Consider the following 23926-nt stretch of genomic DNA (forward strand, 5'->3'; position numbering starts at 1 on the left):
AGGAACTTCGGCGCGAGCGTCAGCTCCGCCCCGCCTGTAAGACGTGCTTGGAGTCGCGCACTTGAACGGCCGCAGCGGTCACAGCAAGGTCGACGCATTCGCCGCCGGAGCCTGTGCCGTAGCTGCTCGTGCCGCCAGGGCGGGTTCGACTCTGGGGGAGCGCCATGCCTGGCATCCCCCATACATGCTTCGCACCACGCCGCTTGACAGCCACGCCGCAATACCGCGAGCAGGCACGGCATTCAGAGCCGGTGCTGGTCAAGGATCTTCAGCAGGTTCCTCTTGCGCTTCTGGTCGGCGCGCAGGGCGGAGAGATACGCCCCGAACTCTTCTGATGTGCCCAGCTCCTGGTGGCAGGTTCGGGCACTCAGCAGCAGCCGGGCCATGTGCTGGTAGTTGCCGTCGCCGGTGACTTTCCTCAGCGGTTCGACCTGGCGCAGGTATACTCGGAGCGCGTCGGCGGGCCGCTCGTCCTTCACGAGGTCGGCCAAGGTCAGCCACTGCCGCTCGTCAGCGTGACCGTCAGCGGCCTGCCATGCGGCTTCAAGGTCGCCGTCGTCGATCAGGACGTCAATCAGCACAGACCCGCCGTACCAGCCGCCGCGCCGCTTCTCGGCGTCGGCACGCAGCCGCTCCAGCGCGGACTCGCGTTCCGCATCCCAGCACCCGGCCTCACCGGCGACCTTGCGCAGCGCCCGGTACGCGGCGAGCGAGCGGTGAGCATGGAAGTAGTTCCGGCGGACCGCGACTGCCTCGGGCAGGCGACCTGCCTGCGCGTACCGGGCACAGAGATGTCCACCAAGCGGCTGTCGGCGCCCGTGTGGCCCATGGCTTCCCGCAGGCCTCGCTCGGCCCACTCCAGGGCCTCGGACCCACGCCCTGCCGCTTCAAGCTCCTGGGCGATCTGCAGGTGGGTGGATCCTGTGGGGGACAAGTCCGAGGCACGTACGGCGATCAGCGCGTCCACATTGCCTTCGGCCTTGGCCAGGCGTTCCATCAGGTACTTCTCAGCCCAGCCGGAGGGCCTGCGCCGCCATGCCTCAGTCGCCAGTTGGCGGACCCGGGCCAGGCCCGCCTCGCCGAGGACCTCGCAGTAGTCGAGGAGGTCGATGTCCGTCGCGTCGTTCAGGTCGTCGAGGAGATGTCCGACCAGCCACTCGGCCGTCTCAGCAGGGTCGGGCCGAGCTTCACGGCACGCCCCCATGTGGACCTCTGCGAGATCGGCCGCGACCGAGCCGACGTAGCCGGAGGAGTCGTCGATCTCTCCGTACGCCTGGCCGATCGCCCGGATCGCCTCCCGCGCCAGGGCAGCCGCCTCGGCGGCCCGGCCGTCTGCGGTGAGCGTACGGAGCGCGGTCACCGCCTCCGCTGCCTGCTCGCCATAGCCACGGGCATCCGCGTATTCGATGTACCCGTACCGGGCGAATGGGCGGGTGTCCAGCAAACTCGCGATCCGGTCCCGGATCACAGCGATGTCGGAACGGGCGGCTGCGGCGCGCAGTTCCAGGCGCCGACGCAGCTCCCGGTCACCGGTGAGCTGTTCCCGCACCAGTGCGAGCAGCTCGTCGCGGGACAGGGCTTCCAGCCAGGACTCCAGATTCCCGGCCCTGGCGACGGCAGCGGCTCGCTGCTGCGGGATCGAGTTCATCTGCCTCAGCACTGTCAGGCCCACCGCGACGCAGTGCTTGCAGAAGTTGCCCTCCCGTACGGGCAGTCGCACGCGCCGAAGAGCCCCTCTTCCTCGGAGAGCTCGACCATGTAGGCGTCCGAGCCATGAACGGTGGCGGTGATCTGCCCGTCCCCGACCTCCAGGCCGGTCACCGCGTCGAGATATCCCAGGCGCCGGTCGAGTGAGCGCGTCCCGGCCATCCCCCGCAGATCGTCCTCGCCGAAACCAACCTCGCGTGTCACACCGCCCATTCAAACAGAAGCGCAGTGGTGTCGGCAGCCATCACTGCGATCGTGTGTCCCGCATACCCCGGGCCGGGGGACTCCGTGGCTTCTGTGGTTCTCTCGCGCCGTCCCCGTCCGTACGTCAAGAGGGTCAATCCGAGTGGCATGGCGGTCACACGCGGTCAAGACTCCTTGCACAGGCGGTCGCCATGTGGCGACTGCTCTTCGACGCCAAATCATGAGAGGTGGAGACATGGCCTGTTCAGCGCGCAGGGCGCTGCATTTTCCCCGTTCGGGTGTAGCTGCGCTCACCGCCGCCGCCGCTTTGCTGGCTGTCCCCATATTCCAGGTGCCCTCAGCAGCGGCGATACCGGCTGCCGCGGGCCGGCGACGGGGGCGCTCCTTCCGACATCGGTGCGCTCTCCACGAACATGAACGTGCCCTGGGGCATTTCCTTCCTTCCGGACGGAAAGTCGGCGGTGGTGACCGACCGCAACACCTTCGTGGTCTGGCGGATCCAACTGGACGGATCCAAGAAGCAGATCGGTACGGTCCCCTACACCGTGCGGGACGCCGAGAAGGAGGAGAAGGGCGGGCTGCTGGGTGCCGCTGTCTCGCCGGGCTGGAACGGCACGACGGACAAGGCCGTGTTCTTCATGCAGACCACCGCCATGGACAACCGGGTCGTGAAGATGTCCTTCGACGGCACCTCCTTCAGCGGCTACACCCCCGTTCTCACCGGAATCCAAAGGGACGCTCAGCACAACGGCGGCAAGATCGCCTTTGGCCCCGACGGATTCCTCCACGTCGCCACGGGTGACCCCTCGCAGGGGAAGCTGGCGCAGAACAAGAGCTCGCTCAACGGCAAGATCCTGCGGGTCACCAAGACCGGCGCCGCTGCCCCCGGCAACCCGTTCGGCACTCACGTCTACAGCTACGGCCACCGCAATCCCCAGGGCCTGGCCTGGGATCGCAACGGGCGTCTCCGGTCGGCCGAAATCGGCCACACAACGGCTGATGAACTCAACCTGATCAAGCCGGGCGCGAACTACGGCTGGCCGACCTGCGAAGGCGTCTGCAGCGTCGCGGGCATGACCAACCCGAAGAAGTCCTGGACCCCGCAGGAGGGCGTGCCCAGCCAGATCGCGATCGAGCGCAATGTCATCTACGTGTCAACGCTGCGCAGCCAGCGGCTGTGGCGCGTCCCCATCGACGGGAACAGCGAACGCGTCGGCACCGCAACGGCGTACTACACCAAGGCGTACGGCCGGCTGCGGGCCATCGCCAAGGTCCCGGGTACGGACCAGCTGTGGCTGGGCACCAGCGACCCCGGGCGCGACAAGGACCAAATCCTCAAAGTGACCATCAAGTGACCCTCATCGAAAGGCTGGTACACCCCATGAACGAAGCCATGAAGCAGCAGGAGCAGGTCACTCAGACCTCTGCCGAGGACATGGAGGCCGGCTGGCAGACGCCCCAGTACGTAGTCGTCGAGACCGCGCTCGAGGTCACCGCCTACTCCCTCGCCACCCGTTAGGCCGTCGCAACACCGAAGAGCCGGACCCGGACTGACCGGTTCCGGCTCTTGCCGCGAGACCAACGCCCCCTCGCGTGAAGCAGATTTCACACAGCCGAGACAGCAGACCTCTGGTCAGGGGGGTTGCGTGGCGCTTAACGTGCCTCAACCTCACCACCCCCCGCAGCGCTTTCTTCCGACTGACGTGAAAGGACTTCCATGCCCTCACGCCGTATAGCCGCGGCCACCGCCACCCTGGCGGCCGCAGCACTGGTCTCTCCGCTCCTCTTCGCCGGGTCGGCCACCGCCGGCAGTGCGACGGGATCCGCCCCCCACAAGGGTGATGCGCTGGCCCGCAAGCTGGTCAAGGAGTCCACGGCCAAGGACGCCTACCGGCACCTTCAGGTGCTGCAGAAGATCGCCGACCACAACGGTGACAACCGCGTCGCCGGTTCCAAGGGGCACAAGCAGTCCGCCCAGTACGTCGAAGCCCTGATGCGACTGGCCGGTTACCAGGTCTCCAGACACGAGTTCGACTTCGTGTACACCGAGACGATCGAGGAGAGCCTCAAGGTCGTCTCGCCCGCGCCGCGCGATGTGCCGGTCAAGCTCATGACGTACACGGCGAGTTCGCCCGCCGGCGGTGTCACCGCGCCGCTCGCCGTCGCTCCCGTCGACGCCGACGGTACGAACGGCTGCGAGGCCGCTGACTTCGCCGCCGGCGCCTTCACCGGGAAGATCGCCCTGATCAAACGCGGCGGGTGCACCTTCGCCACCAAGCAGGCCAACGCCGCGGACGCCGGCGCGGTCGGCGCGGTGATCTACAACAACACCGCGGGCGCCCTCAACGGCACCATCGGCGACCCGACGCTCGGCAAGGTCCCGACCGGCGGTGTCACTCAGGCGGACGGCGAGGCGCTCGCCGCGGACGCGGCCAAGGGGCCGGTCAGCGTCACGCTGGACATCCGGGAGCTGCGCGAGAACCGCAAGACGTACAACGTCGTCGCGGAGACCCGCGGCGGGGACGCGGACAACACCGTCTTCCTCGGCGCCCACCTCGACTCGGTCGCGGCCGGCCCCGGCATCAACGACAACGGCTCCGGCTCGGCCGGCATCCTCCAGGTCGCCCTGGAACTCGCCAAGTCCCACGCCAAGCCCAAGAACAAGGTGAAGTTCGCCTGGTGGTCGGCCGAGGAGTTCGGCCTGCTCGGGTCCGAGGCGTACGTCGCCTCACTCACCGAGGAGCAGAAGAAGCAGATCAAGCTCTACCTGAACTTCGACATGATCGCGTCTCCGAACGCCGGCTACTTCGTGTACGACGGCGACGACTCCGACGGCGTCGGGGCGGGTCCGGGCCCCGAGGGCTCCGCCCAGCTCGAGAAGGGCATCAACAACTTCCTCGACTCCAAGAAGATCCCGCACGAGGGCACCGACTTCACCGGCCGCTCCGACTACGGACCCTTCATCGAGGTCGGCATACCCTCCGGCGGCACCTTCACCGGCGCCGAGGGCATCAAGACCGCTGCCCAGGCGGTCAAGTTCGGAGGCACGGCGGGGGTGGCGTACGACCCGAACTACCACGCCGCCGGTGACACCATCGAGAACATCGACATGAAGGCGTTCGACATCAACATCGACATCATCGCCGACGCCGTGGGCCACTACGCCCACGACCTCAGCCCGCTGTCCGTCCCGGTCGAGTCGGTCCCGACCGACGGCGACGCGGGCAGCGGCGGCGGTCTGCACGACGGCCACGGGCACGATGTGACCGAGTAGCGGCCCTGGCTCCAGCGGAGCACGACAGTGCCCCGGTCGCAGGCGGTGTCCGTACCTGCGACCGGGGCCGGTCCGTCCTTGTCAGCCCGGGCTGCGTCGTTTCGTGTTCGTGGCGGTTTTCTTCGCCGTCGCCGTCTTCGCCGTCGCCGTCTTCTTGGCCGCCGTCTGCTTCGCGGTGGTCTTCCTGCCGCCCACCGACTTCGGCACCGCCGCCGCCGACTTCTTCGCCGTCCTGCGGATCGGGGTGACCTCCGCCGACCCGCCCTCGCCCTCACCCTCGCCGCGAGCCCCCTGGGCCGCGCGGACACTCTTCTCCAGCGCTGCCATCAGGTCGAGGACCTTGCCCTCGCCCTCCTCCGCCGGGGCGGGCGCGGTGATCTCGCCGGACGCCTTCGCGGCGATCAGTTCCTCGACCGCTGCACGGTATTCGTCGTGCAGGGAGTCCATGTCGACCTTGCCGAGGGTGTCCATCAGGGCGTCCGCGAGGTCGAGTTCGGCGTCCCGTACGGAGACGTTGGACTCGGGCGCGACGCCCTCGGGCGTACGGATCTCGTCGGGCCAGAGCAGTCCGTGCATCGTGATCACGTCGTCGACGACGCGCAGCATGCCGAGGCGTTCCCGGCCGCGCAGCGCGAACTTGGCGATGGCGACCTTCTTGCTGCGCTTGAGGGCTTCGCGCAGCAGCGTGTACGGCTTGGCGGCCGGCGCACCGTTGGCCGCCAGGTAGTAGGCCGTGTCCATCTGGAGCGGGTCGATCTCGGCGGCGGGGACGAAGGAGACGATCTCGATCGTCTTGGCCGTCGGGAGCGGCAGTGCGGCGAGGTCCTCGTCGGTGATCGGGATGATCGTCCCGTCCGCGTCCTCGTACCCCTTGCCGATCTCGGCGCTGGTGACTTCGTGCTCGTCCAGTTCGCACACCTTGCGGTAGCGGATCCGGCTGCCGTCCGTGGTGTGGACCTGGCGGAAGGAGATCGAGTGGTTCTCGGTGGCGTTCACGAGCTTGATCGGGATGCTGACCAGGCCGAACGAGATGGACCCGTTCCAGATGGATCGCACGGTTCACCCCTTACATGGTGATTCCTCATACTTTGTTGCGATACGTGGGATTCTCATCGTATGACGCCGATCACAGACGTGGAGGGGCGGCGCCTGGCGCTCAGCAATCTGGACAAGATCCTCTATCCGGAGAGCGGGTTCACCAAGGGCGAGGTGCTGCACTACTACGCGACGGTCGCCGGGGCGCTGCTCGCGCATCTCCACAACCGGCCGGTGTCCTTCCTGCGCTATCCCGACGGCGTGACGGGCCAGCAGTTCTTCACCAAGAATCCGCCCCCGGGCACACCCTCCTGGGTGAAGGTCGCGAGCGTGCCGCGTTCCGACGCGCCGGGTGCCGAGCAGGTCATGGTGCAGGACATGGCGTCGCTGGTCTGGGCGTCGAACCTGGTGGTGGAGTTCCATACGCCCCAGTGGCAGGCGGACGACCCCGGCATCGCGGACCGCCTGATCCTCGACCTCGACCCCGGCCCGCCGGCCACGGTCGTGGAGTGCTGCGCGGTCGCCGGGTGGCTGCGCGAACGGATGGCGGCGGACGGACTCCACGCGTACGCGAAGACCTCCGGGTCCAAGGGGCTGCATCTGGTGGTGCCGGTGGAGCCGACGCCGTCCGAGCAGGTGTCCGCGTACGCCAAGAGGCTCGCACAGGAGGCCGAGCGCGAGCTGTCCGGACTGGTCGTGCACAAGATGGCCCGCGCGCTGCGGCCGGGCCGGGTCTTCGTCGACTTCAGCCAGAACGCCGCCGCCAAGACCACCGCCACGCCGTACACCCTGCGGGCCCGTACCGAGCCGACCGTCTCCACCCCGGTCACCTGGGAGGAGGTCGCGGGCTGCCAGGAGCCCGGGCAGCTGGTCTTCCATGCCGGTGACATCAGTGGCCGGCTGGAGCGGTACGGGGATCTGCTCGGCCCGCTCACCGACCCCGGCCAGGCCCGCCCGCTGCCATGAGCGCGCTCGAACCCCCGCTGAGGGTGGCACTCGCCCAGACGGTGCACGAGATGCCGCGGGGAGCCGGCTGGGCGTACGAGCCGAAGTTCGACGGGCACCGGGTCGTCGTCTTCGTCTACGCGGAGCGGGTGGTGCTCCAGGCCCGCTCGGGGCGGATCGTCACCCCCGCCTTTCCCGATCTGGCGGAGGCCGCGCGGCAGCTGCCGGCGGGCACGGTGCTCGACGGGGAGGTGGTGGTGTGGAACGAGGGCCGTACGGACTTCGCGGCGGTGCAGAAGCGGGCGGCAGCCGCGTCGGCAGGGCGGGCGGCGGCTCTGGCGCGCTCGCTGCCGGCCTCGTACGCGGCGTTCGACCTGCTGGCCGCGGACGGGACGGATGTGCGCAGGGCGCCGTACGAGAAGCGCCGCGGGCGGCTGGTCGAAGTGCTCGACCCGCTCGGGCCGCCGCTCCAGGCGGTGCCGATGACGACCGATCCCGCGCTCGCCGCCACGTGGTACGAGACCCTGCCCGCCATCGGGGTCGAGGGCCTGGTGATCAAGCGCCTCGCCCAGGGGTACCCGGCCGGACGCCGCGGCTGGCGGAAGCTGCGGCACACCGACACCCGCGACGCGGTCGTGGTCGGCTTCACCGGCCCCGCGTCCCGGCCGTCCGCGCTGGTGCTCGTCCTGCCGGGCGACGACACCCCGGTGGTCTCCAGCCCGCTGGCCCCGGCACTGCGCAACGAGGCGGGCGCGGCGCTCGCCGGCCGGCCCACAGGCGAGGCGGCGACCGCGATGGCGCTGGGCTGGGGCGAGGTCGAGTACCGGTCGGTGGCTCCGGAGATCACCGTGGAGGTGCGGTACGGAACGACGGCCCGGCACGCGACGGTGGCGGTACTGAGGCTGAGGTCCGATCTGTGAGCCCGAGGGGGTGCCGTCAATGCAGCGCCGTCCGCCAGAAGAGCCGGGGGCCGCGACTCCCCCAGGGAGCCTCGGGCCAGGTGGGGCCTGACGACGCCCCTACGCCCTCAGCCAGGTGCGGCGGTCGCGGGCCGTTGCGTACAGCGACTCTACGTCCGCCGGTTTCAGTTCACCGCCCAGCGTGCCCAGGGTGCGTACCTCGACGTCCCGCAGCACCCGTACGTCGTGCAGCGACGGCACGACCTCCAGCCGGGCCGCCGCCACCACTGCGAGCACCGGCCGTACCGAGGCGACGAGGGCGTGTGCCGCTCGGGCGGCCTCGCGGCGGGCCCAGCGGGTCTGCGGGAGCGGCTCGGCGCGGCCGATGGCGACCGCCTGCTCGCCGACCAGGGCGCGCCGCTTGCGCGCGTCCACCGTACGTACGGTCATCGCCCCGGCCGGGCCGATCAGCAGGTGGTCGATGCGACCCCCGCCGGGCAGCGGGACCGAGTGCAGCACGCGCCACCCGGCGCCCTCCAGGCGGTCCAGCTCGTCGCCGATCAGCTGCTGGGCGGCGAGGGCCCGGCGGCGGCCGCTCTCGCTGCGGCGCCCCCAGGCCCCGCCGTACAGTGCCCCGCCGTACAGTGCCCCGCCGTACAGTGCCCCGCCCCACAGCGCCTCCCCGTACAGCCCCTCGCCGGGGCGGTTCGGGGCCAGGTCGTCGTCGGGGTGCAGGGCGAGGCGGGCCAGGTCGGCGGCGGTCGGGACAGGCGGCGGCCCCACCGTGCAGGGGCCGGAGAGATAGGGGGCGAGAGCGGCCAGCGCGGCGTCGCGGTGGTCGGCGGAGAGCACGCTGACGCGGGCGGTCTCCCGGTCGTACCAGGCGACGGTCAGGCCGTCCGGCAGGCTGACATAGAGCCGGTCCTGCCCGTACCGCCGCGCGGGTGTGACCCGGAGTCCTCGCATCGCCCATCACCCCACCGACCATGGGAGCAGGAGAAGGCGCGGAGGGGCAATAACCCGGTCCGGGAAGTCATGACACGCTGGAGGGGTAGCCACTGGTCCAGCGCCGTCGCGCCGGCCCGCCACCGACCCGGGAGGGACCGGAGCATGATCGTACTTTTCGGCACCAAGACGTACCTGCACCAGCTGGCGATACTGACGCTGGTCTGCGGCAGCTGCGGCAATCCGGCCGCGCACACGCTCAGGAAGCGCGTCACCAAGTTCACCCTGTTCTTCGTGCCCCTGTTTCCCGTCTCCACCAAGTACCGGACGCAGTGCACCTTCTGCGGTCTGGAGCAGCAGGTGACGCAGGAGCAGGCGGAGCAGCTCGTGGCGCAGAGCGACGGCAGCGGCGGGCACGGCGGGACGCACTCCCCGCAGCAGGGTGGCGTACAGCAGCAGAATCCGTACCAGCGCTGACGTAACGCAGACATAAACGGACATAAGCTTCGGCTGCTTGCTACGTTGCGGGAATGACCGCAACGACGGCGGATGCTCCCCCGCCCGGCGTACGCCTCCCGAAGCGTCGAGGCGTGGAACTCTCGCTCCTCGTGGGCGCCGTTCTCATCTCCGTCTACGGCTACATCGACGTCGGCCTCACCAGGGAGGGCCACGTTCCGGCGGACGCCCTCCGCTACGGAGCGGGCCTCGGCGCGCTCGCGCTCGTCGCCCATCTCGCCGTACGCCTGCGCGCCCCCTGGGCGGACCCGCTGCTGCTCCCCATCGCCGTCCTGCTCAACGGCCTCGGCCTGGTGCTCATCTTCCGGCTCGACCTGGAGACCCCGCTCGACCGGGCGGCCCCGGCGCAGCTGATCTGGTCGACCCTGGGGGTCGCGCTCTTCATCGCGTGCGTGGTGATGCTGCGCGACCACCGGATCCTTCAGCGGTACGCCTACGTGTCGGTCGCCGCCGCGCTCGCGCTGATGCTGCTGCCGATCCTCTTCCCGGCCGTGAACGGCGCCAGAATCTGGGTCCGGATCGGCGGACTCTCCTTCCAGCCCGGGGAGTTCGCGAAGATGCTGCTCGCCGTCTTCTTCGCCGCATACCTCGCGGCCAACCGCGAGGCCCTCGCGTACACCGGCCGCAGGATCTGGAAGCTTCGGCTCCCCACCGGCCGGATCCTCGGCCCGATCGTGGCGATCTGGCTGATCAGCGTGGTCGTCCTGGTGCTGGAACGGGACCTCGGCACCTCGCTGCTCTTCTTCGGACTCTTCGTCATCATGCTGTACGTGGCCACCGGCCGCACCGGCTGGATCGCCGTCGGCCTGCTGCTCGCCGCCCTGGGGGCCTTCGCCGTCGGCTCACTCGAACCCCATGTCAACGAGCGGGTCGATGACTGGCTGCACCCCTTCGCCTCCATCGACGCGGGCGAGGGCCCCGAGCAGCTCGCCCAGTCCCTCTTCGCCTTCGCCGAGGGCGAGATGCTCGGCACCGGCCTCGGCGCCGGCCACTCCATCCTCATCGGCTTCGCCACCAAGTCCGACTTCATCCTGGCCACCGCGGGCGAGGAACTCGGGCTCGTCGGGCTGAGCGCGATCTTCCTGCTGTACGCGCTGCTGGTGGGCCGGGGCTACCGGGCCGGCCTCCTGCTGCGCGACGCCTTCGGGCGGCTGCTCGCCGTCGGCTTCGCCTCGATCCTGGCCCTCCAGGTCTTTGTGATCGCGGGCGGAGTGATGGGGCTGATCCCGCTCACCGGCATGGCGATGCCGTTCCTGGCCCAGGGCGGCTCGTCCGTCGTCACCAACTGGATCATCGTGGCGCTGCTGATCCGGGTGAGCGACTCGGCGCGGCGGCCGGCGACCGAGCCGGTCGAGGCCGGCGTCCTCGCCGCGCCCGCAGCGGCCGGGCGGCGCGCCCGGTGACCCGCTGCATCCGGCGCGCGGCGTTGTTCTGCGTGGTGCTGCTGGTCGCCCTGCTGGCCAACACCGCCCGGGTACAGCTCGTCCAGGCCGAGAAGCTTGCCGACAACCACGCCAACCGCCGCCACAGCATCGCCCGATACGGGCAGTCGCGGGGCAACATCCTGGTGGACGGCAGACCGGTCACCGGGTCCCGGGACAGCGGGGAACAGCTTCGGTACGAGCGGACGTACCTCGAGGGACCGCTGTACGCGCCCGTCACCGGGTACGCCTCGCAGACGTACGGCACAAGCTTCGTCGAGCACGCCGCGGACGACATCCTCTCCGGCGGGCATCCGGCGCTCGCGTTCCCCCTGTGGAACGACCTCACCCGTGCCCTGCCGCGCGGCGGCCATGCCGCGACCACCATCAGGGCATCGATGCAGCGGGCCGCTTACACCGGGCTGGCCGGGCGACGGGGCGCGGTCGCCGCCGTGGAGCCCGCCACCGGCCGCATCCTGGCGCTGGTCAGCAGCCCCTCGTACGATCCGCAGCTGCTCTCCGGCAACAGCTCGGCGGTCACCGAGGCGTGGCAGCGGCTCAACGCCGATCCCAGCCGGCCGATGCTGAGCCGGGCCATCCGGGAGACGTACCCGCCGGGCTCCACCTTCAAGATCATCACAGCGGCGGCAGCACTGGACGCGGGCGTGGTCCGCGATATCGACGCGCCCACCCGGACGCCCGACCCCTTTGTACTGCCCGGTACCAGCACGGTCCTCCCCAACGAGGCGGTGGGCTGCGAGAACGCGTCCCTCGCGTACGCGGTCCAGTGGTCCTGCAACACCGTGATGGCCGGCCTCGGGGTGAAGGTCGGGCTCCAGGGAATGGTCGACGCGGCGCGGAAGTTCGGCTTCAACGACAGCGGGCTGCGGATGCCGTTCGTCGTCTCCCGGAGCAACTTCGACACCGACATGAGCCTGGACCAGCTGGCGCTGTCCTCCATCGGTCAGTTCAACACCAGGGCCACGCCGTTGCAGATGGCGATGGTGGCGGCGGCGGTCGCCGGCGGCGGCGACATCAAGCTTCCCCACCTGCTGGAGCGGACGACCGACGCGGCCGGCAATCCCGTGACCCGCACCGGGACGAAATCGCTGTCCCGGGCGATCAACCGGTCCACCGCCCTGAAACTCCGGCGGATGATGGTCAAGGTCGTCAAGGAGGGCTCGGGACACAAGGCGGCGATCCCGGGCGCGGAGGTCGGCGGCAAGACAGGTACCGCGCAGCACGGGCTCGGCAACACCGGTGCCCCGTACGCCTGGTTCATCTCGTGGGCGAAGGCACACGGCTCCCCGCAGCCGGCGGTGGCGCTCGCGGTGGTGGTCGAGGACGCGTCCGCGCACCGCGAGGACATCAGCGGAGGCGGCAGCGCCGCGCCGATCGCTCGGGCCGTGATGGAGGCGGCGCTGCTGGACAAGGGCGAGGGGTGAGGGGTGAGGGGACGTTGAGGTTATGGTGCCGCCATGACCGATTCAGCTGTGTACGAACTTGCCCAGGTGAACATAGCCCGCCTCAGATTCCCGCTGGATTCCCCCGAGTTGAAGGACTTCGTCGAAGGACTGGACCCGGTCAACGCGGTGGCGGACCGGGCCGAGGGGTTCATCTGGCGGCTCAAGAGCGACGCGGGCAACGCGACCGATGTGCCGGTGTTCGGGGATTCCTGGATGATCGTGAACATGTCGGTCTGGCGCGATACGAACGCGCTGACGGCGTTCATGTACCAGGGTCAGCACCGGGAGCTCATGGCCCGCCGCCATGAGTGGTTCGAGCGGGTGAAGGAGGCCATGACCGCGCTGTGGTGGGTCGAGGCCGGCCACCGCCCGACGGTGGAGGAGGCCGAGAAGCGCCTGCTGCACCTGCGCGAACACGGCCCGACGCCCCACGCGTTCACCCTGCGGACGTCGTTCTCGCCGGGGGCAGAGTGATCAGTGGTGCTCGGGTCCCGCACCCTCGGCAGGGGCTGCCCTGCGCCGAGGCCGGTTGACGGCGGTGAGGTCGACGTCGACGGGGAACGGGAGGTCCAGCTTGAGCTGCTTGTGGTGGACACCGGCGTCGGCGTACGTGTGGGTGGCGGGGTCGAGCTCATAGACGTACACGACAGGGAGTCCGTCTTTCTCCTCCACACGCCAGAAGTGCCGGATGCCTGCCCTGGCGTACTTGCGGGGCTTTACCTCGCGGTCACGTTCGACGGAGTCGGTGGAGACGATCTCGACGGCCAGCAGGATGTCGTCGGGGTCGTACCAGGTCTGGCGCGGGCCGGTACGGGCACTGTGCGGCACCACCATCAGATCAGGCTCCGGCCGGTCCCGCCTGCCCAGCTTGGTGGTCATCTCGCGGACGACGTAGAGGTCCTCCGGCGCTTGGTCCAGCAAGGCGTTTTCCAGCAGGCGCAGGGTGGCCATGTGGAAGTGGGTCTGCGGACTCGTGAAAACGAGGCTCCCGTCGATCAGCTCCGTGTGCGGAGGCAGGTTCGGAAGCCTGTCGAGGTCGTCCGCCGTCCAGCCGTCGGCCGGCGGGCGGGCCCACTCGTACTGGTCGTCCAGCCCGTACTCGCGTGCGGCGCTCATGATCGCTCCCCATGCGACGGAGTCTGCCTGGCACAGCCAGCGTACCCACCGAGAACGCCGAATCAGCCCTCCGTCGAGTGAACCGCGCTCCAGTGTTGACCAGTACGGCGGGCGCCTCTGGGGCCGGCGGCGCCTCGAGCCCGGACCTCGTCGTCGGAGGTCAGCCGGAGAGCTGAGCGCCATCCGCGATCGCGGCCTCGACCTCCGCGACCCGCGCCTGCTCCTCCGCCGCGAAGCGCTCCCTGTCCAGCTGTTCCGCGATCTCCTCGTCCTGTGTCATCAGCAGGTCGAGGTTGGAGTTCCCCATCTCGAACACGCCCATGTCCAGATAGGCCTTCTGCAGCCGCTCACCCCACAGCCCGATGTCCTTCACGCACGGCACGATGCGGCTGAAGAGCAGTCTGCGGAAGAGGTGCAGGAATTCCGACTGCTCGGAGAGTTCCTCGGCCTCCTTCCTGCCGATACCGAAGTTCTCCAGGACCTCCACCCCGCGCAGCCGGTCACGCATCAGGTAGCAGCCCTCGATGACGAACTCCTCGCGCTCGCGCAGCTCGGCGTCCGTGAGCTGCTGGTAGTAGTCGCGCAGCGCCATCCGCCCGAAGGCGACGTGCCGGGCCTCGTCCTGCATGACGTACGCCAGGATCTGCTTGGGCAGCGGCTTGTCCGTGGTGTCGCGGATCATGCCGAAGGCGGCGAGCGCGAGGCCCTCGATGAGGACCTGCATGCCCAGGTACGGCATGTCCCAGCGGGAGTCGCGCAGGGTGTCGCCCAGCAGCCCCTGGAGGTTGTCGTTGATCGGGTAGAGCATCCCGACCTTCTCGTGCAGGAAGCGGCCGTAGATCTCGGCGTGCCGGGCCTCGTCCATGGTCTGGGTGGCCGAGTAGAACTTCGCGTCCAGATCCGGTACTGATTCGACGATCCGCGCCGCGCACACCATCGCGCCCTGCTCGCCGTGCAGGAACTGGCTGAACTGCCAGGAGGTGTAGTGCCTGCGCAGCTCGCCCTTGTCCTTCTCGGTCATCTTGGCCCAGTGGCGGGTGCCGTAGAGGTTGAGCGCCTCGTCGGGGGTGCCGAGCGGGTCGTAGGGGTCGACCTCCAGGTCCCAGTCGATGCGCGTGGCGCCGTCCCACTGCTTGTCCTTGCCCTTCTGGTACAGGGCGAGGAGACGGTCGCGCCCGTCGTCGTACTCCCAGCTGAAACGGGCCGCGCCGGAGGCGGGGACCTCCCACAACGGGTCTCCCGGGTTGTTCACGTAGAGCTCGTGCGTCGACACTGACGCCCCCTTCGCCTCGCGGACTGCCGTACAGGACTGGACGGTTGGCAGATATTTGGCAGGTTCACACGTTGGTAGATGCGGCGTCAACAAGTCGCGCACAAGGGATTGACGGCCTTGCTGACAAGCAGTCTCATAAGACGCAACCCCCGGAAACGAATGCGCGAGGTGCCCGCACACATGACGACCGTCATCGAACTCGAAGTGCTCAGGGACGCACTCGGCCTGCTCAAGGACCGTGAGCAGGTCGCCGAGCGGCTGCTCGAGTCCTCCGCCAAGCACTCCTTCGACCCGGACACCGAACTCGACTGGGAAGCCCCGGTGGAGGAGGGCAAGTGGTTCTGGCCGCCGGAACTCGTGTCCCTCTACGACACCCCGCTGTGGCGGAAGATGTCCGAGGAACAGCGGATGGACCTGGCGCGGCACGAAGCGGCCTCGCTCGCCTCGCTCGGCATCTGGTTCGAGATCATCCTGATGCAGTTGCTGGTCCGCCACATCTACGACAAGTCGCTCACCAGCAACCACGTCCGCTACGCGCTCACCGAGATCGCCGACGAGTGCCGGCACTCGATGATGTTCGCCCGCATGATCCAGAAGGGCGGTGCCCCCGCGTACCCGGTCTCGAAGCTCAACCACAACCTCGCCCGCGTCCTGAAGACCGTCTCGACCACCCCCGGCTCCTTCGCCTGCACCCTGCTCGGCGAGGAGATCCTCGACTGGATGCAGCGGCTCACCTTCCCGGACGAGCGGGTCCAGACCCTGGTGCGCGGAGTGACCCGCATCCACGTGATCGAGGAAGCACGCCATGTCCGGTACGCACGCGAGGAGTTGCGGCGCCAGATGGTCACCGCGCCGCGCTGGGAGCAGGAGCTGACCCGGATCAGCTCGGGCGAGGCGGCCCGCGTGTTCTCCATCGCCTTCGTCAACCCGCAGGTCTACACGAACGTCGGACTCGACCGGCGTGAGGCGGTCGCCCAGGTCAAGGAGAGCGGCCACCGCCGGGAGATCATGCAGTCGGGCGCGAAGCGGCTGACCGACTTCCTCGACGACATCGGGGTCATGCGGGGTGTGGGCCGGCGGCTCTGGAAGTCCTCCGGACTGCTGGCGTAATCGGTGAAGTGTGCGGTTACGCTGCGGAGCATGACCCCGACGACTCCGGCGGCCACCCGCGCGTACCGACGGCTCAGTGTCGAGGAGCGTCGCGTCCAGCTCCTCGACGCCGCTCTCTCGCTGTTCGCGCACCGCGCCCCGGAGGAGGTCTCCTTCGACGACGTCGCCGAGGCGGCGGGGGTGTCGCGGCCGCTCGTCTACCGCTACTTCCCCGGCGGCAAGCAGCAGCTGTACGAGGCCGCCCTGCGGTCCGCCGCCGACGAGCTGGAGCTGTGCTTCGCCGAACCGCAGACGGGTCCGCTCACCCGCCGGCTGTGCCGCGTACTGGACCGCTATCTCGCGTTCGTCGACCAGCACGACGCCGGGTTCAGCGCGCTGTTGCAGGGCGGCAGCGTCGCCGAGACCTCCCGTACGACCGCCATCGTCGACGAGGTACGGCGGGCCGCCGCCGAGCAGATCCTGGTACATCTCGCGGTCCCCGAGCCCGGGGTCAGGCTGCGGATGATGGTCCGCACCTGGATCACGGCGGTCGAGGCCGCCTCGCTCATCTGGCTGGACGAGGAGAAGCAGCCGCCGGTCCGTGAGCTGCGGGACTGGCTGGTCGACCACTTCGTCGCGCTGCTGACGGCGACCGCCGCCACCGACCCCCAGACCGCGGCGGCGGCGAAGGCCGCGCTGGCACTGGAGACCGCCGACGGCCCGGTGGGAATCCTGGCCCGCCGGGTGATCCCCATCGTGAGCGAGGCCGCCCACCTGCTGTGAGACTGGTGGGGTGAGAAGCGAGAACACGCCCTTCGTGGGCGGCCCCCTGGACGGCCAGGTACTGCCGGTGCTGGTCGGTCCGACCGGGCACCCGCCGAAGGTGTACGAGGTACCGGTGCCGGACGCCGACGGCGGCCCGCCCACCGTGCTCGTCTACCACCGGGTGCCTGCCGGGCAGACGAAGCGGCTGGGCCTGCAGACCGGCTGGAAGTACGAGTACGACCCGGCCGGCAGGCGGCGCGGTGGCCTCAAGTGGCCCTGGTCGAAACCTGATCGCGGCGCGTAACATCCGCAGCCGTGACGGACCTGGTCCACGACACCCGTCGCGCCGCGCTCCGGCTCGCCGGCGAGCGGCTGTAAAGCCCCCACGCCGGGGTGGCGCTGGACGAGTGAGCGATTTGCCCCGGTTCGCTCGCTACGGGAGCCGACCGGCCCTGACCGTGCCACGATCCCTCCCACGGAGGTGATCACGTGTCAGGACGGTTCCTGCGCTCGGTGTGTACGGCGGGTACGGCGGCCCTGGCGGCCGCGGTCGTGGCGGGCGGGCCGGCGGCGTCCGCCGTTGCCCATGCGGTCGGCCCTCCCCCGGCTCCCACGGCCGGAAGCGCGGTGCCGGAGCGGCCCGTGGCCGAGTTGCTGACGGAGCTTCAGAAGTTGTACCGGAAGGCCGAGGAGGCCACCGAGGCGTACAACGGGACCGACGAGACCCTCAAGCAGCGTCAGGCCGAGACCCGGAAGCTGAGCGCCGCGCTCTCCCGGGCGCGCCTGGCCCTGAACGGCAGCCGCGGGGACGCCGGCCGGCTGGCACGTGAGCAGTACCAGGGCCGCACCGGCTTCTCGCCGTACCTGCGGCTGCTGCTCGCCCAGGACCCGCAGCACGCCCTCGACGAGCGCCACCTCATCCGGCGCGAGTCGGCCGACCGGGCGGCGACACTGGCCCGGCTGACCGGCAACGAGAAACGCGCCGACGAACTGGCCACCCGGGCCCGTAAGGCGCTGGACGCCCAGCAGGTCCTGGCCGCGCGGCAGAAGAAGCAGCGCGACGAGGTGCGGGCGCGCCTGAAGGAAGTTGAGGAGCTGCTCGCCTCGCTGACCGCCGAGCAGCTGGCCGAGCTGGCCAGGCTGGAGCTGGAGGGCACCGACCGGGCCCAGGACGAGCTGCTCGGCACGGGCGAACTGGCCGGTGTCCGGGCGCCGTCGGCGAGCGGCGGCGAGGCGCTCGATTACGCCGTCCGCCAGATCGGCAAGCCGTACGTGTGGGGCGCTGAGGGGCCCGGCTCGTTCGACTGCTCCGGACTGACCTCGCAGGCGTGGGCCTACGCGGGCCGGTCCATCCCGCGGACCAGCCAGGAGCAGTGGAGGCAGCTCCCGAAGGTACCGCTGCGCTCGCTGCGCCCGGGCGACCTGGTGATCTACTTCCCCAGGGCTACGCATGTGGCGATCTACTTGGGCCACGGCCTGGTGGTCCAGGCCCCGCGCCCCGGCGCCCGGGTCAAGGTCTCCCCGATCGCCGCCAATCCGCTGCTGGGCGCGGTCCGCCCGGACCCCGGCGCGAGCGCGCTGGCGTCGTACACCCCGCCGCAGCTGCCCGAGGACGCGACGGCGGGGTCGGACACGGGTTACTCCGCGGCCGCGGCTCCGGACACCTCGGCCAGGTAGGCGTTCGTGAGCGAGGGGTCGTAGAAGAAGTTCTCGAAGTCCGCCGGGTCGTTGAAGCCGTTGGCGAAGCGGTTCGCGACGGGCTGCAGCCGGCCGGCCGCGCCGATCAGGTTCAGCACGTGCTCCGGCGGGACGCCGAGCATCGCGTTGGTCCACTTGGTGACGTGCTGCGCCGTCGCCCAGTACCGGTCGAACGTGGACTGCATCCACGTCTCGTCGAAGGGCTCCTCGCCCCGCTCGACGATGGAGGCGAGGTACGAGGCCGCGCACTTGGACGCCGAGTTGGAGCCCTGCCCGGTGATCGGGTCGTTGGCGACGACGACGTCCGCGACGCCCAGCACCAGGCCGCCGCCGGGCAGCCGGCCGATGGGGTTGCGTACGGTAGGCGCGTAGCGGCCGGCCAGCGTCCCGCCCGCGTCGGTCAGTTCGACCTTGGTGGCGCGCGCGTACTCCCAGGGCGTGAACCTCTCCATCAGCTCCAGGGTGAGGGAGAGGTGCTCGGCCGGGTCCTTGACGCCGCGGAAGACGTCGAGCGGGCCGTCCGGGATGCCCTCCCAGAAGAGGATGTCCGCGCGGCCGGACGTGGTGAGCGTCGGCATCACGAACAGCTCGCCGACACCCGGCACCAGGTTGCAGCGGACCGCGTCGTAGTCGGGGTGCTCGGGGCGCGGGCCGAGGCCGTGGACGTAAGCGACGGCCAGCGCGCGCTGCGGGGCGTCGTACGGCGAGCGGGACGCGTCGCGGCCGAACATCGAGACCAGCTCGCCCTTGCCGGCCGAGACCATGACGAGGTCGTAGGTGCGGGAGAAGAAGTCGAGGTCGGAGACGGCCGCGCCGTGGATGACCAGCTGACCGCCGCGCTGTGCGAAGGTCTCCATCCAGCCAGCCATCTTCACCCGCTGGTCGACGGACTGCGCGTATCCGTCCAGCTTGCCGACCCAGTCGATGGCCCTTGAGGAGTCGGGAGCGGCGACGGAGACGCCGAGGCCCTCGATACGCGGGGCCTGGCCCTCCCAGAAGTTGATCTTCTGGTCACGCTCGTGCTGGAGCGCGGTGCGGAACATGCACTGGGTGGACATGACCCGGCCGGTCCGGATCTCGTCCGCCGTACGGTTGGACATCAAGGTGACCTCGTACCCCTGCGACTGGAGTCCGAGGGCGAGCTGGAGACCGGACTGGCCGGCTCCGACGATGAGTATCTTCCGCATGGCGAGGTCTTCTCTCTACGGGTGTCTGAGTACGTACGGGCGGGGGCGGGCACAGCGCCCCCGGGTGGCCATGGGTGGCTACTCCGGGGTGGCGTCCAGCGCGTGGCCGACGAGCGCGAGCAGCGATTCGATGACCGTGACCCGGCGGCGCGCGTCCATGATCACAACAGGCACGTGCGGCGGGATCGTCAGGGCCTCCCGGACGTCCTCGGCCTCGTAGACCGGCGTCCCCTCGAACTGGTTGACCGCGACGACGTACGGCAGGCCGCAGCTCTCGAAGTAGTCGAGCGCGGGGAAGCAGTCGGCCAGCCGGCGGGTGTCGGCCATCACCACGGCGCCGATCGCGCCGCGCACCAGGTCGTCCCACATGAACCAGAAGCGCTGCTGACCCGGTGTGCCGAAGACGTAGAGCACGAGGTCGTCGTCGAGCGTGACCCGGCCGAAGTCCATCGCGACCGTGGTCGTGACCTTGTCCGGGGTCGCGGTCAGATCGTCGGTGTCCTCGCCGGCCTCGGTCATCACCGCTTCGGTCTGCAGCGGCGTGATCTCCGAAACGGAGCCGACGAAGGTCGTCTTGCCCACGCCGAAGCCGCCCGCGACGACGACCTTGGTGGCGATCGGGGCCCGCGTGCGGTCCGTCTGCCAGGCCTGTGCACCTTGTTCGGTATCGGTGTCGTTTTTCGTGTCGGTGTCCGTGTCGGCGACGGGCCTCTCAGAGACGACGGAGTCCACTCAGCACCCTTTCGAGCAGTGCGCGCTCGGGCCGGCCTGCGCCGTGTCCTGTCCCGTACACGCGGATCTTTCCCTGGTCGGCTAGGTCGCTGAGCAGTACGCGCACCACGCCGAGCGGCATCTTCAGCAGCGCCGAGATCTCGGCCACCGTACGCATCCGGCGGCAGATCTCGACGATGGCCTGCATCTCCGGCATGACGCCGCGCGGGCCGGGGCCGCCGTTCGTCAGCTCCCGCCGCTCCTCGGGCGCTTCGAGCGCGGCCACGAACGTCTCGACGAGCAGGACATGTCCGAAGCGGGTGCGGCCGCCGGTGAGCGAGTACGGGCGGACGCGGGCGGTACGCCTTTCACCGCCGCGGACGGGTAGCTGGGGGGCGGTCTTGCCGGGCGTCACTGGGCGCTCTCCATCGATTTGCGCAGTTCACTGCGGAGTTCGGGGGTGAGGACGTGGCCGGCGCGGCCGACGAACAGCGCCATGTGGTACGCCACGACGCTCATGTCGCAGTCCGGGGTGGCATGCACGCCGAGCAGGGAGCCGTCGCTGATCGACATGACGAAGACGCTGCCGTGCTCCATCGCGATCATCGTCTGCTTGACGCCGCCGGCGTCCATCAGCTTCGCCGCGCCGGCGGTGAGGCTGCCGAGGCCGGAGACGATCGTGGCGAGATCCGCACTCGCCCCCTTGGGGCCGTCCCTGCCGTCCTGCCGGGCTCCGGTCTGTCCCGGGTCGGAGGACAGCAGCAGAAGTCCGTCGGACGACACGACCGCCACGGAGAGCAGGCCTGGCACCTCCTCGACGAGATCGGTCAGCAGCCATTGCAGATTGCGGGCCTGGCTGCTCAGTCCGTACGTACTGGGCGCGGTCACGTGCGTGCCTCCTCGACGGTGTTCCCCTCGTCCTCGGTCTCGTCCTCGGTCCGTTCGGCGATCTCGGTCTCGACGTCGCGCCGACCGTCCTTGGCGCCCTGGTGGAAGCCGCCGAGGCGGCGGCGCAGTTCGTCCGCGTCGACCTTGCCGCTGCGCTCCGGGGCGGGTGCGGCGCCGGGCGAGACGACCTTGGGGGTGCGCTTGGGCAGCCCCTTGTCGGTGATGCGCTCCCGCGTGGGCGGCTGGTCGTCGTCGTGCGCGTCGGCCTGGGGGGCGTCGGTGGGTACGGGTTCGGGCTCGGCGGCCGGCGGCTTCGGTTCCGGTTCCGCCGTCGTCTCGGGGGCCCGCTCGTGAGCGGGCTCGGCGTCCGCCTCCCGGACCGTACGCTCCGCCAGGGCCACCAGCGGGTCCTGGCCGGACAGCAGCGCGGAACGGCCGGGCAGCGCATTGGAGTTGGCCTCCGCGACCGACCCCGGCAGGTGGAGCGCGGGCGCACCGGGCACGGCGGGGGTGTGCTCCGGCTCGGCCGGCGGCGTGGCCGGCAGCAGGGAGGTCGGTACGACCACGACCGCCGCTGTGCCGCCGCCCTGCTTCTGGGCGCGCAGTTCGGCGCGTACACCGTGGCGGGCGGCCAGCCGCGCCACGACGTACAGACCGAGCCCCATGATGCTCTCGGCGCCGCTTTCGGTCTCGTACGCCTGCGGGTCCGCGAGGCGCTCGTTGAGCTCCTCGATACGGCCGACGGTCACGCCGATGCCCTCGTCCTGGACGGAGAGCATGACCTCGCCGCTCTCCAGCAGCCAGCCGGAGAGCTGCACCCTGGCGTCGGGCGGGGAGAACATTGTGGCGTTCTCCAGCAGTTCGGCGACCAGGTGGCTGATGTCGTCGGCCGCGTGGCCGGCTATCCGGGCGTGCGGCGGCAGGGACTGGATGTCGATCCGCTCGTACCGCTCGATCTCGCTGACGGCGGCGCGCATGACGTCGACGAGCGGCACCGGACCGGGGTGGCCCTGGCCGTGTTCCGCGCCCGCGAGGACCAGCAGGTTCTCGCTGTGGCGGCGCATGACCGTGGCGAAGTGGTCGATCTTGAAGAGCGTGGCGAGCTGGTCCGGGTCCTGTTCGCGGGCTTCGAGCTGCTCGATGACGGTGAGCTGGCGCTCGACCAGTCCGAGGGTGCGCAGCGAGAGGCTGACGGAGGTGGTGGTCAGCGTGCGGCGCTGCTGTTCGAGGCCGGTCCGCAGCTCGGCCAGCTGCTCGGTCAGCGCGGTGCGCTCGGTGGCCAGCTTCTCGTTGCGGCCGATCAGTTTCGTACGGTCCGCGTCGAGCCGTGTGGCGCGTTCGTGCAGCTGCGCGGTGTGCTCGTGGAGCGCGTTGAGCGACCGTACGACCTCGGCGAACTCGTCGTTGCGGCCGGTGAACCGGATCGGTCCCTCGGTGACGGGCGAGGCCGAGGACGCGGCCGTGGCCGAGGCCGAGGACGCGAGGCGGGCCGCGCCGAGCCGCAGGACGGCCAGCGGGCGGGTCAGCGTACGGGCGACGGCCATGCTGACACCCAGGGCGATCAGCAGGCAGACCCCGAGGAACCCGATGCGTACCTCCAGGGAGGTGACGTCGTCGTCGCGCAGCTGCGCGAGGGCGTCGGCCCGGTCGGAGGCGAGGGCCGACTCGACGCTGCGCATACGGTCGATCCGGGCGGAGAGCGCGGAGTCCACGCGCTCCCGGTCGAGCCTGCGGTCGGCCTTGGAGAGGGTCGGCTGGTCGGTGAGGCGGTCGAGGTAGCCCTCGGCGGTCTTCACCTCGGGGCCGGTGACGGTGGAGGCGAGCGAGTCGCGGGCGTCGGGCCGCGCCGTCCGCCGGAAGTCGGCCAGGGCCGCCTGTTCGCGTACACGCGACTGCTGGGCGGCGGCGCTGAGTGCGTCCCGCTCGCCGTCCTCGGCGGAGGACTTCTCGGCGGTCTCCCAGAGTCCGGTGGCCGGGTTGTACTGCGGTACCGGGTCCTCGGCGCGGGGCACGGCCAACGCGCCGAGGGCCAGGCCCCGGGAGGCGGAGGCCTGTTCGACGGCCTGACCGAGGGGGACCAGCGCACGCGTGGCGCCGAGGGCGCCGGTGGCGCGCGGCGGCGTCTGCTCGGCCAGCTGCCCGGCGAGGGCGAGGAGTTCGCCGATCACCTCCGAGTACGCCTGGTGGGCGTCGGAGGCCGAGCCCTTGCCGGTGAGGGCCGCCGCGCGGACGGTGTCGATCCGCTCCAGGTCGCGGCGGAGGTCGCCGGGGGCGTCCGGGGTGATCTCGGCGATCTGGCGGTCCACGCGGGCCGTGCGCTCCTCGGAGACCTTCGGCCGCTTGGCGTCCGACTCGGCCCCTTCGGTGCCCTCGGCCCTGCTCCCCCGGCCTGCGGCGATGAACACGGCAACCTCGTCCCGCTCGTCGGCGAGGGAGTGCGCGAGGGTGACGGTCTGGCGGCTCTGCTGGGCGAGAGTGACCAGCCGCTGCGACTCGTTGAGTTCCGCGGAGGCGGTGACGATGGAGGGGGCGCCTGCCGCGAGGACGGTGATGCCGACGACAGCTACGGCGAGGATCAGCCGGCTGCGCACCCGTACGGTGCGATCGGCTCCCGCCACGCCATGGCCGTTACCCCGAGACCGCTTGTTCTGCACCGGTGCTCGCAATCTTGAGTCGTCATACTCGTGAGGCCGAGGTGACGGCCGGTCAACAAGTAAGCGCCCCCACCCCTCGTACATCCTCGGTACGGCTTCCGACCATTCCAGTGTGTTTGGGAGGGGGGCGAGC

Annotated in this window: 26 protein-coding genes; 13 read left to right on the top strand and 13 right to left on the bottom strand. The window is 70.3% G+C overall.

The genetic code is table 11. The features are described from left to right. Positions 1-19 precede the first annotated feature (19 nt). The 4 genes from NLX86_RS27550 to NLX86_RS34870 form a co-directional block, all read right to left on the bottom strand. Positions 20-175 carry a DUF397 domain-containing protein gene (locus tag NLX86_RS27550; protein WP_308409652.1) on the bottom strand — a complete coding sequence of 52 codons (156 nt, stop codon included), beginning with the start codon at positions 173-175 and terminating at the stop codon, positions 20-22. A gap of 67 nt (positions 176-242) precedes the next feature. After that, positions 243-581, bottom strand: coding sequence for a hypothetical protein (locus tag NLX86_RS34860; RefSeq protein ID WP_308409647.1), 339 nt, complete (start codon positions 579-581; stop codon positions 243-245). After that, a complete protein-coding gene (locus tag NLX86_RS34865) occupies positions 575-1648 on the bottom strand; it encodes a DUF6880 family protein (protein ID WP_308409648.1) in 1074 nt (357 codons plus the stop codon). Before NLX86_RS34865 ends, NLX86_RS34860 begins: the two co-directional genes overlap by 7 nt. 14 nt (positions 1649-1662) lie before the next feature. Further along, on the bottom strand, positions 1663-1911 hold the full coding sequence (locus NLX86_RS34870; RefSeq protein ID WP_308409649.1) for a hypothetical protein: 249 nt from the start codon (positions 1909-1911) through the stop codon (positions 1663-1665). A 419-nt stretch (positions 1912-2330) separates the two neighbouring features. Here NLX86_RS34870 and NLX86_RS27560 point away from each other — a divergent pair, with 419 nt between their 5' ends. The 3 genes from NLX86_RS27560 (at position 2331) to NLX86_RS27570 (ending at position 5185) form a co-directional block, all read left to right on the top strand. Next, positions 2331-3266, top strand: coding sequence for a PQQ-dependent sugar dehydrogenase (locus tag NLX86_RS27560; protein WP_254374506.1), 936 nt, complete (start codon positions 2331-2333; stop codon positions 3264-3266). 26 nt (positions 3267-3292) lie between these two features. Continuing rightward, positions 3293-3430 carry a pyrroloquinoline quinone precursor peptide PqqA gene (gene pqqA / locus NLX86_RS27565; RefSeq protein WP_254374507.1) on the top strand — a complete coding sequence of 46 codons (138 nt, stop codon included), beginning with the start codon at positions 3293-3295 and terminating at the stop codon, positions 3428-3430. A 198-nt stretch (positions 3431-3628) separates the two neighbouring features. Further along, entirely contained in the window at positions 3629-5185 is a 1557-nt protein-coding gene (locus tag NLX86_RS27570; protein ID WP_254374508.1) for a M28 family metallopeptidase, read from the top strand. An 81-nt stretch (positions 5186-5266) separates the two neighbouring features. On the opposite strand, the gene NLX86_RS27575 is transcribed toward NLX86_RS27570, so the two are convergent. After that, entirely contained in the window at positions 5267-6241 is a 975-nt protein-coding gene (locus NLX86_RS27575; RefSeq protein WP_254374509.1) for a Ku protein, read from the bottom strand. Between the two features lie 60 nt (positions 6242-6301). Between NLX86_RS27575 and ligD the strand changes: the two genes are divergently transcribed. After that, positions 6302-7186, top strand: a complete 885-nt coding sequence (gene ligD / locus NLX86_RS27580) for a non-homologous end-joining DNA ligase (RefSeq protein ID WP_254374510.1) — start codon at positions 6302-6304, stop codon at positions 7184-7186. Then, complete coding sequence (locus NLX86_RS27585; RefSeq protein ID WP_254374511.1) at positions 7183-8085, top strand: ATP-dependent DNA ligase; 903 nt, start codon at positions 7183-7185, stop codon at positions 8083-8085. The genes ligD and NLX86_RS27585 overlap by 4 nt, the downstream gene beginning before the upstream one ends. A gap of 99 nt (positions 8086-8184) precedes the next feature. Here NLX86_RS27585 and NLX86_RS27590 read toward each other — a convergent pair whose 3' ends face one another. Continuing rightward, positions 8185-9030: a nuclease-related domain-containing protein gene (locus NLX86_RS27590; RefSeq protein ID WP_254374512.1), complete on the bottom strand. Its 846-nt coding sequence runs from the start codon at positions 9028-9030 to the stop codon at positions 8185-8187. A 144-nt stretch (positions 9031-9174) separates the two neighbouring features. On the opposite strand from NLX86_RS27590, the gene NLX86_RS27595 reads away from it, so the two are divergent. The 4 genes from NLX86_RS27595 to NLX86_RS27610 are packed head-to-tail and all read left to right on the top strand — an operon-like array spanning position 9175 to position 12886. Continuing rightward, positions 9175-9486 (top strand): zinc-ribbon domain-containing protein, encoded by a 312-nt coding sequence (locus NLX86_RS27595; RefSeq protein WP_254374513.1) that lies wholly within the window; start codon positions 9175-9177, stop codon positions 9484-9486. 53 nt (positions 9487-9539) lie between these two features. Then, complete coding sequence (locus NLX86_RS27600) at positions 9540-10928, top strand: FtsW/RodA/SpoVE family cell cycle protein (RefSeq protein ID WP_254374514.1); 1389 nt, start codon at positions 9540-9542, stop codon at positions 10926-10928. Then, a complete protein-coding gene (locus NLX86_RS27605) occupies positions 10925-12391 on the top strand; it encodes a penicillin-binding transpeptidase domain-containing protein (RefSeq protein ID WP_254374515.1) in 1467 nt (488 codons plus the stop codon). The genes NLX86_RS27600 and NLX86_RS27605 overlap by 4 nt, the downstream gene beginning before the upstream one ends. Before the next feature lie 33 nt (positions 12392-12424). Beyond that, the gene (locus NLX86_RS27610) at positions 12425-12886 is read left to right on the top strand and encodes a DUF3291 domain-containing protein (protein WP_254374516.1); all 462 of its coding nucleotides are present in this window, start codon (positions 12425-12427) and stop codon (positions 12884-12886) included. Here NLX86_RS27610 and NLX86_RS27615 read toward each other — a convergent pair whose 3' ends face one another. Next, positions 12887-13528 (bottom strand): Uma2 family endonuclease, encoded by a 642-nt coding sequence (locus tag NLX86_RS27615; RefSeq protein WP_254374517.1) that lies wholly within the window; start codon positions 13526-13528, stop codon positions 12887-12889. 160 nt (positions 13529-13688) lie between these two features. Next, positions 13689-14801 carry a ferritin-like domain-containing protein gene (locus tag NLX86_RS27620; RefSeq protein ID WP_254374518.1) on the bottom strand — a complete coding sequence of 371 codons (1113 nt, stop codon included), beginning with the start codon at positions 14799-14801 and terminating at the stop codon, positions 13689-13691. Between the two features lie 180 nt (positions 14802-14981). Here NLX86_RS27620 and NLX86_RS27625 point away from each other — a divergent pair, with 180 nt between their 5' ends. The 4 genes from NLX86_RS27625 (at position 14982) to NLX86_RS27640 (ending at position 18332) form a co-directional block, all read left to right on the top strand. Beyond that, on the top strand, positions 14982-15911 hold the full coding sequence (locus NLX86_RS27625) for a diiron oxygenase (RefSeq protein ID WP_254374519.1): 930 nt from the start codon (positions 14982-14984) through the stop codon (positions 15909-15911). A 30-nt stretch (positions 15912-15941) separates the two neighbouring features. Next, positions 15942-16673 carry a TetR/AcrR family transcriptional regulator gene (locus NLX86_RS27630; protein ID WP_254374520.1) on the top strand — a complete coding sequence of 244 codons (732 nt, stop codon included), beginning with the start codon at positions 15942-15944 and terminating at the stop codon, positions 16671-16673. A 10-nt stretch (positions 16674-16683) separates the two neighbouring features. After that, a complete protein-coding gene (locus NLX86_RS27635; protein ID WP_254374521.1) occupies positions 16684-16959 on the top strand; it encodes a hypothetical protein in 276 nt (91 codons plus the stop codon). 185 nt (positions 16960-17144) lie between these two features. After that, positions 17145-18332: a C40 family peptidase gene (locus NLX86_RS27640; protein WP_254374522.1), complete on the top strand. Its 1188-nt coding sequence runs from the start codon at positions 17145-17147 to the stop codon at positions 18330-18332. Here NLX86_RS27640 and NLX86_RS27645 read toward each other — a convergent pair. The 5 genes from NLX86_RS27645 to NLX86_RS27665 form a co-directional block, all read right to left on the bottom strand. Continuing rightward, positions 18293-19540, bottom strand: coding sequence for a styrene monooxygenase/indole monooxygenase family protein (locus NLX86_RS27645; protein WP_254374523.1), 1248 nt, complete (start codon positions 19538-19540; stop codon positions 18293-18295). The genes NLX86_RS27640 and NLX86_RS27645 overlap by 40 nt on opposite strands. Positions 19541-19618: 78 nt before the next feature. Beyond that, positions 19619-20272 carry an ATP/GTP-binding protein gene (locus NLX86_RS27650; protein WP_308409650.1) on the bottom strand — a complete coding sequence of 218 codons (654 nt, stop codon included), beginning with the start codon at positions 20270-20272 and terminating at the stop codon, positions 19619-19621. Next, positions 20253-20666 carry a DUF742 domain-containing protein gene (locus NLX86_RS27655; RefSeq protein WP_254374524.1) on the bottom strand — a complete coding sequence of 138 codons (414 nt, stop codon included), beginning with the start codon at positions 20664-20666 and terminating at the stop codon, positions 20253-20255. The genes NLX86_RS27650 and NLX86_RS27655 overlap by 20 nt, the downstream gene beginning before the upstream one ends. Then, complete coding sequence (locus NLX86_RS27660; RefSeq protein WP_254374525.1) at positions 20663-21139, bottom strand: roadblock/LC7 domain-containing protein; 477 nt, start codon at positions 21137-21139, stop codon at positions 20663-20665. The genes NLX86_RS27655 and NLX86_RS27660 overlap by 4 nt, the downstream gene beginning before the upstream one ends. Next, complete coding sequence (locus NLX86_RS27665) at positions 21136-23805, bottom strand: nitrate- and nitrite sensing domain-containing protein (protein WP_374213968.1); 2670 nt, start codon at positions 23803-23805, stop codon at positions 21136-21138. The genes NLX86_RS27660 and NLX86_RS27665 overlap by 4 nt, the downstream gene beginning before the upstream one ends. Positions 23806-23926: the final 121 nt, after the last annotated feature.

Source organism: Streptomyces sp. A3M-1-3 (assembly GCF_024213665.1).
Taxonomy (GTDB): Bacteria; Actinomycetota; Actinomycetes; order Streptomycetales; family Streptomycetaceae; genus Streptomyces.

Bases quoted from the DNA above. Each gene is read 5' to 3' on its own strand.
- NLX86_RS27625 (WP_254374519.1), top strand. From the start codon at position 14,982: ATGACGACCGTCATCGAACTCGAAGTGCTCAGGGACGCACTCGGCCTG.
- NLX86_RS27570 (WP_254374508.1), top strand. From the start codon at position 3,629: ATGCCCTCACGCCGTATAGCCGCGGCCACCGCCACCCTGGCGGCCGCA.
- NLX86_RS27590 (WP_254374512.1), bottom strand. From the start codon at position 9,030: ATGCGAGGACTCCGGGTCACACCCGCGCGGCGGTACGGGCAGGACCGG.
- NLX86_RS27595 (WP_254374513.1), top strand. From the start codon at position 9,175: ATGATCGTACTTTTCGGCACCAAGACGTACCTGCACCAGCTGGCGATA.
- NLX86_RS27550 (WP_308409652.1), bottom strand. From the start codon at position 175: ATGCCAGGCATGGCGCTCCCCCAGAGTCGAACCCGCCCTGGCGGCACG.
- NLX86_RS27585 (WP_254374511.1), top strand. From the start codon at position 7,183: ATGAGCGCGCTCGAACCCCCGCTGAGGGTGGCACTCGCCCAGACGGTG.
- NLX86_RS27610 (WP_254374516.1), top strand. From the start codon at position 12,425: ATGACCGATTCAGCTGTGTACGAACTTGCCCAGGTGAACATAGCCCGC.
- NLX86_RS27615 (WP_254374517.1), bottom strand. From the start codon at position 13,528: ATGAGCGCCGCACGCGAGTACGGGCTGGACGACCAGTACGAGTGGGCC.
- NLX86_RS27630 (WP_254374520.1), top strand. From the start codon at position 15,942: ATGACCCCGACGACTCCGGCGGCCACCCGCGCGTACCGACGGCTCAGT.
- ligD (WP_254374510.1), top strand. From the start codon at position 6,302: ATGACGCCGATCACAGACGTGGAGGGGCGGCGCCTGGCGCTCAGCAAT.
- NLX86_RS27600 (WP_254374514.1), top strand. From the start codon at position 9,540: ATGACCGCAACGACGGCGGATGCTCCCCCGCCCGGCGTACGCCTCCCG.
- NLX86_RS27645 (WP_254374523.1), bottom strand. From the start codon at position 19,540: ATGCGGAAGATACTCATCGTCGGAGCCGGCCAGTCCGGTCTCCAGCTC.
- pqqA (WP_254374507.1), top strand. From the start codon at position 3,293: ATGAACGAAGCCATGAAGCAGCAGGAGCAGGTCACTCAGACCTCTGCC.
- NLX86_RS34865 (WP_308409648.1), bottom strand. From the start codon at position 1,648: ATGAACTCGATCCCGCAGCAGCGAGCCGCTGCCGTCGCCAGGGCCGGG.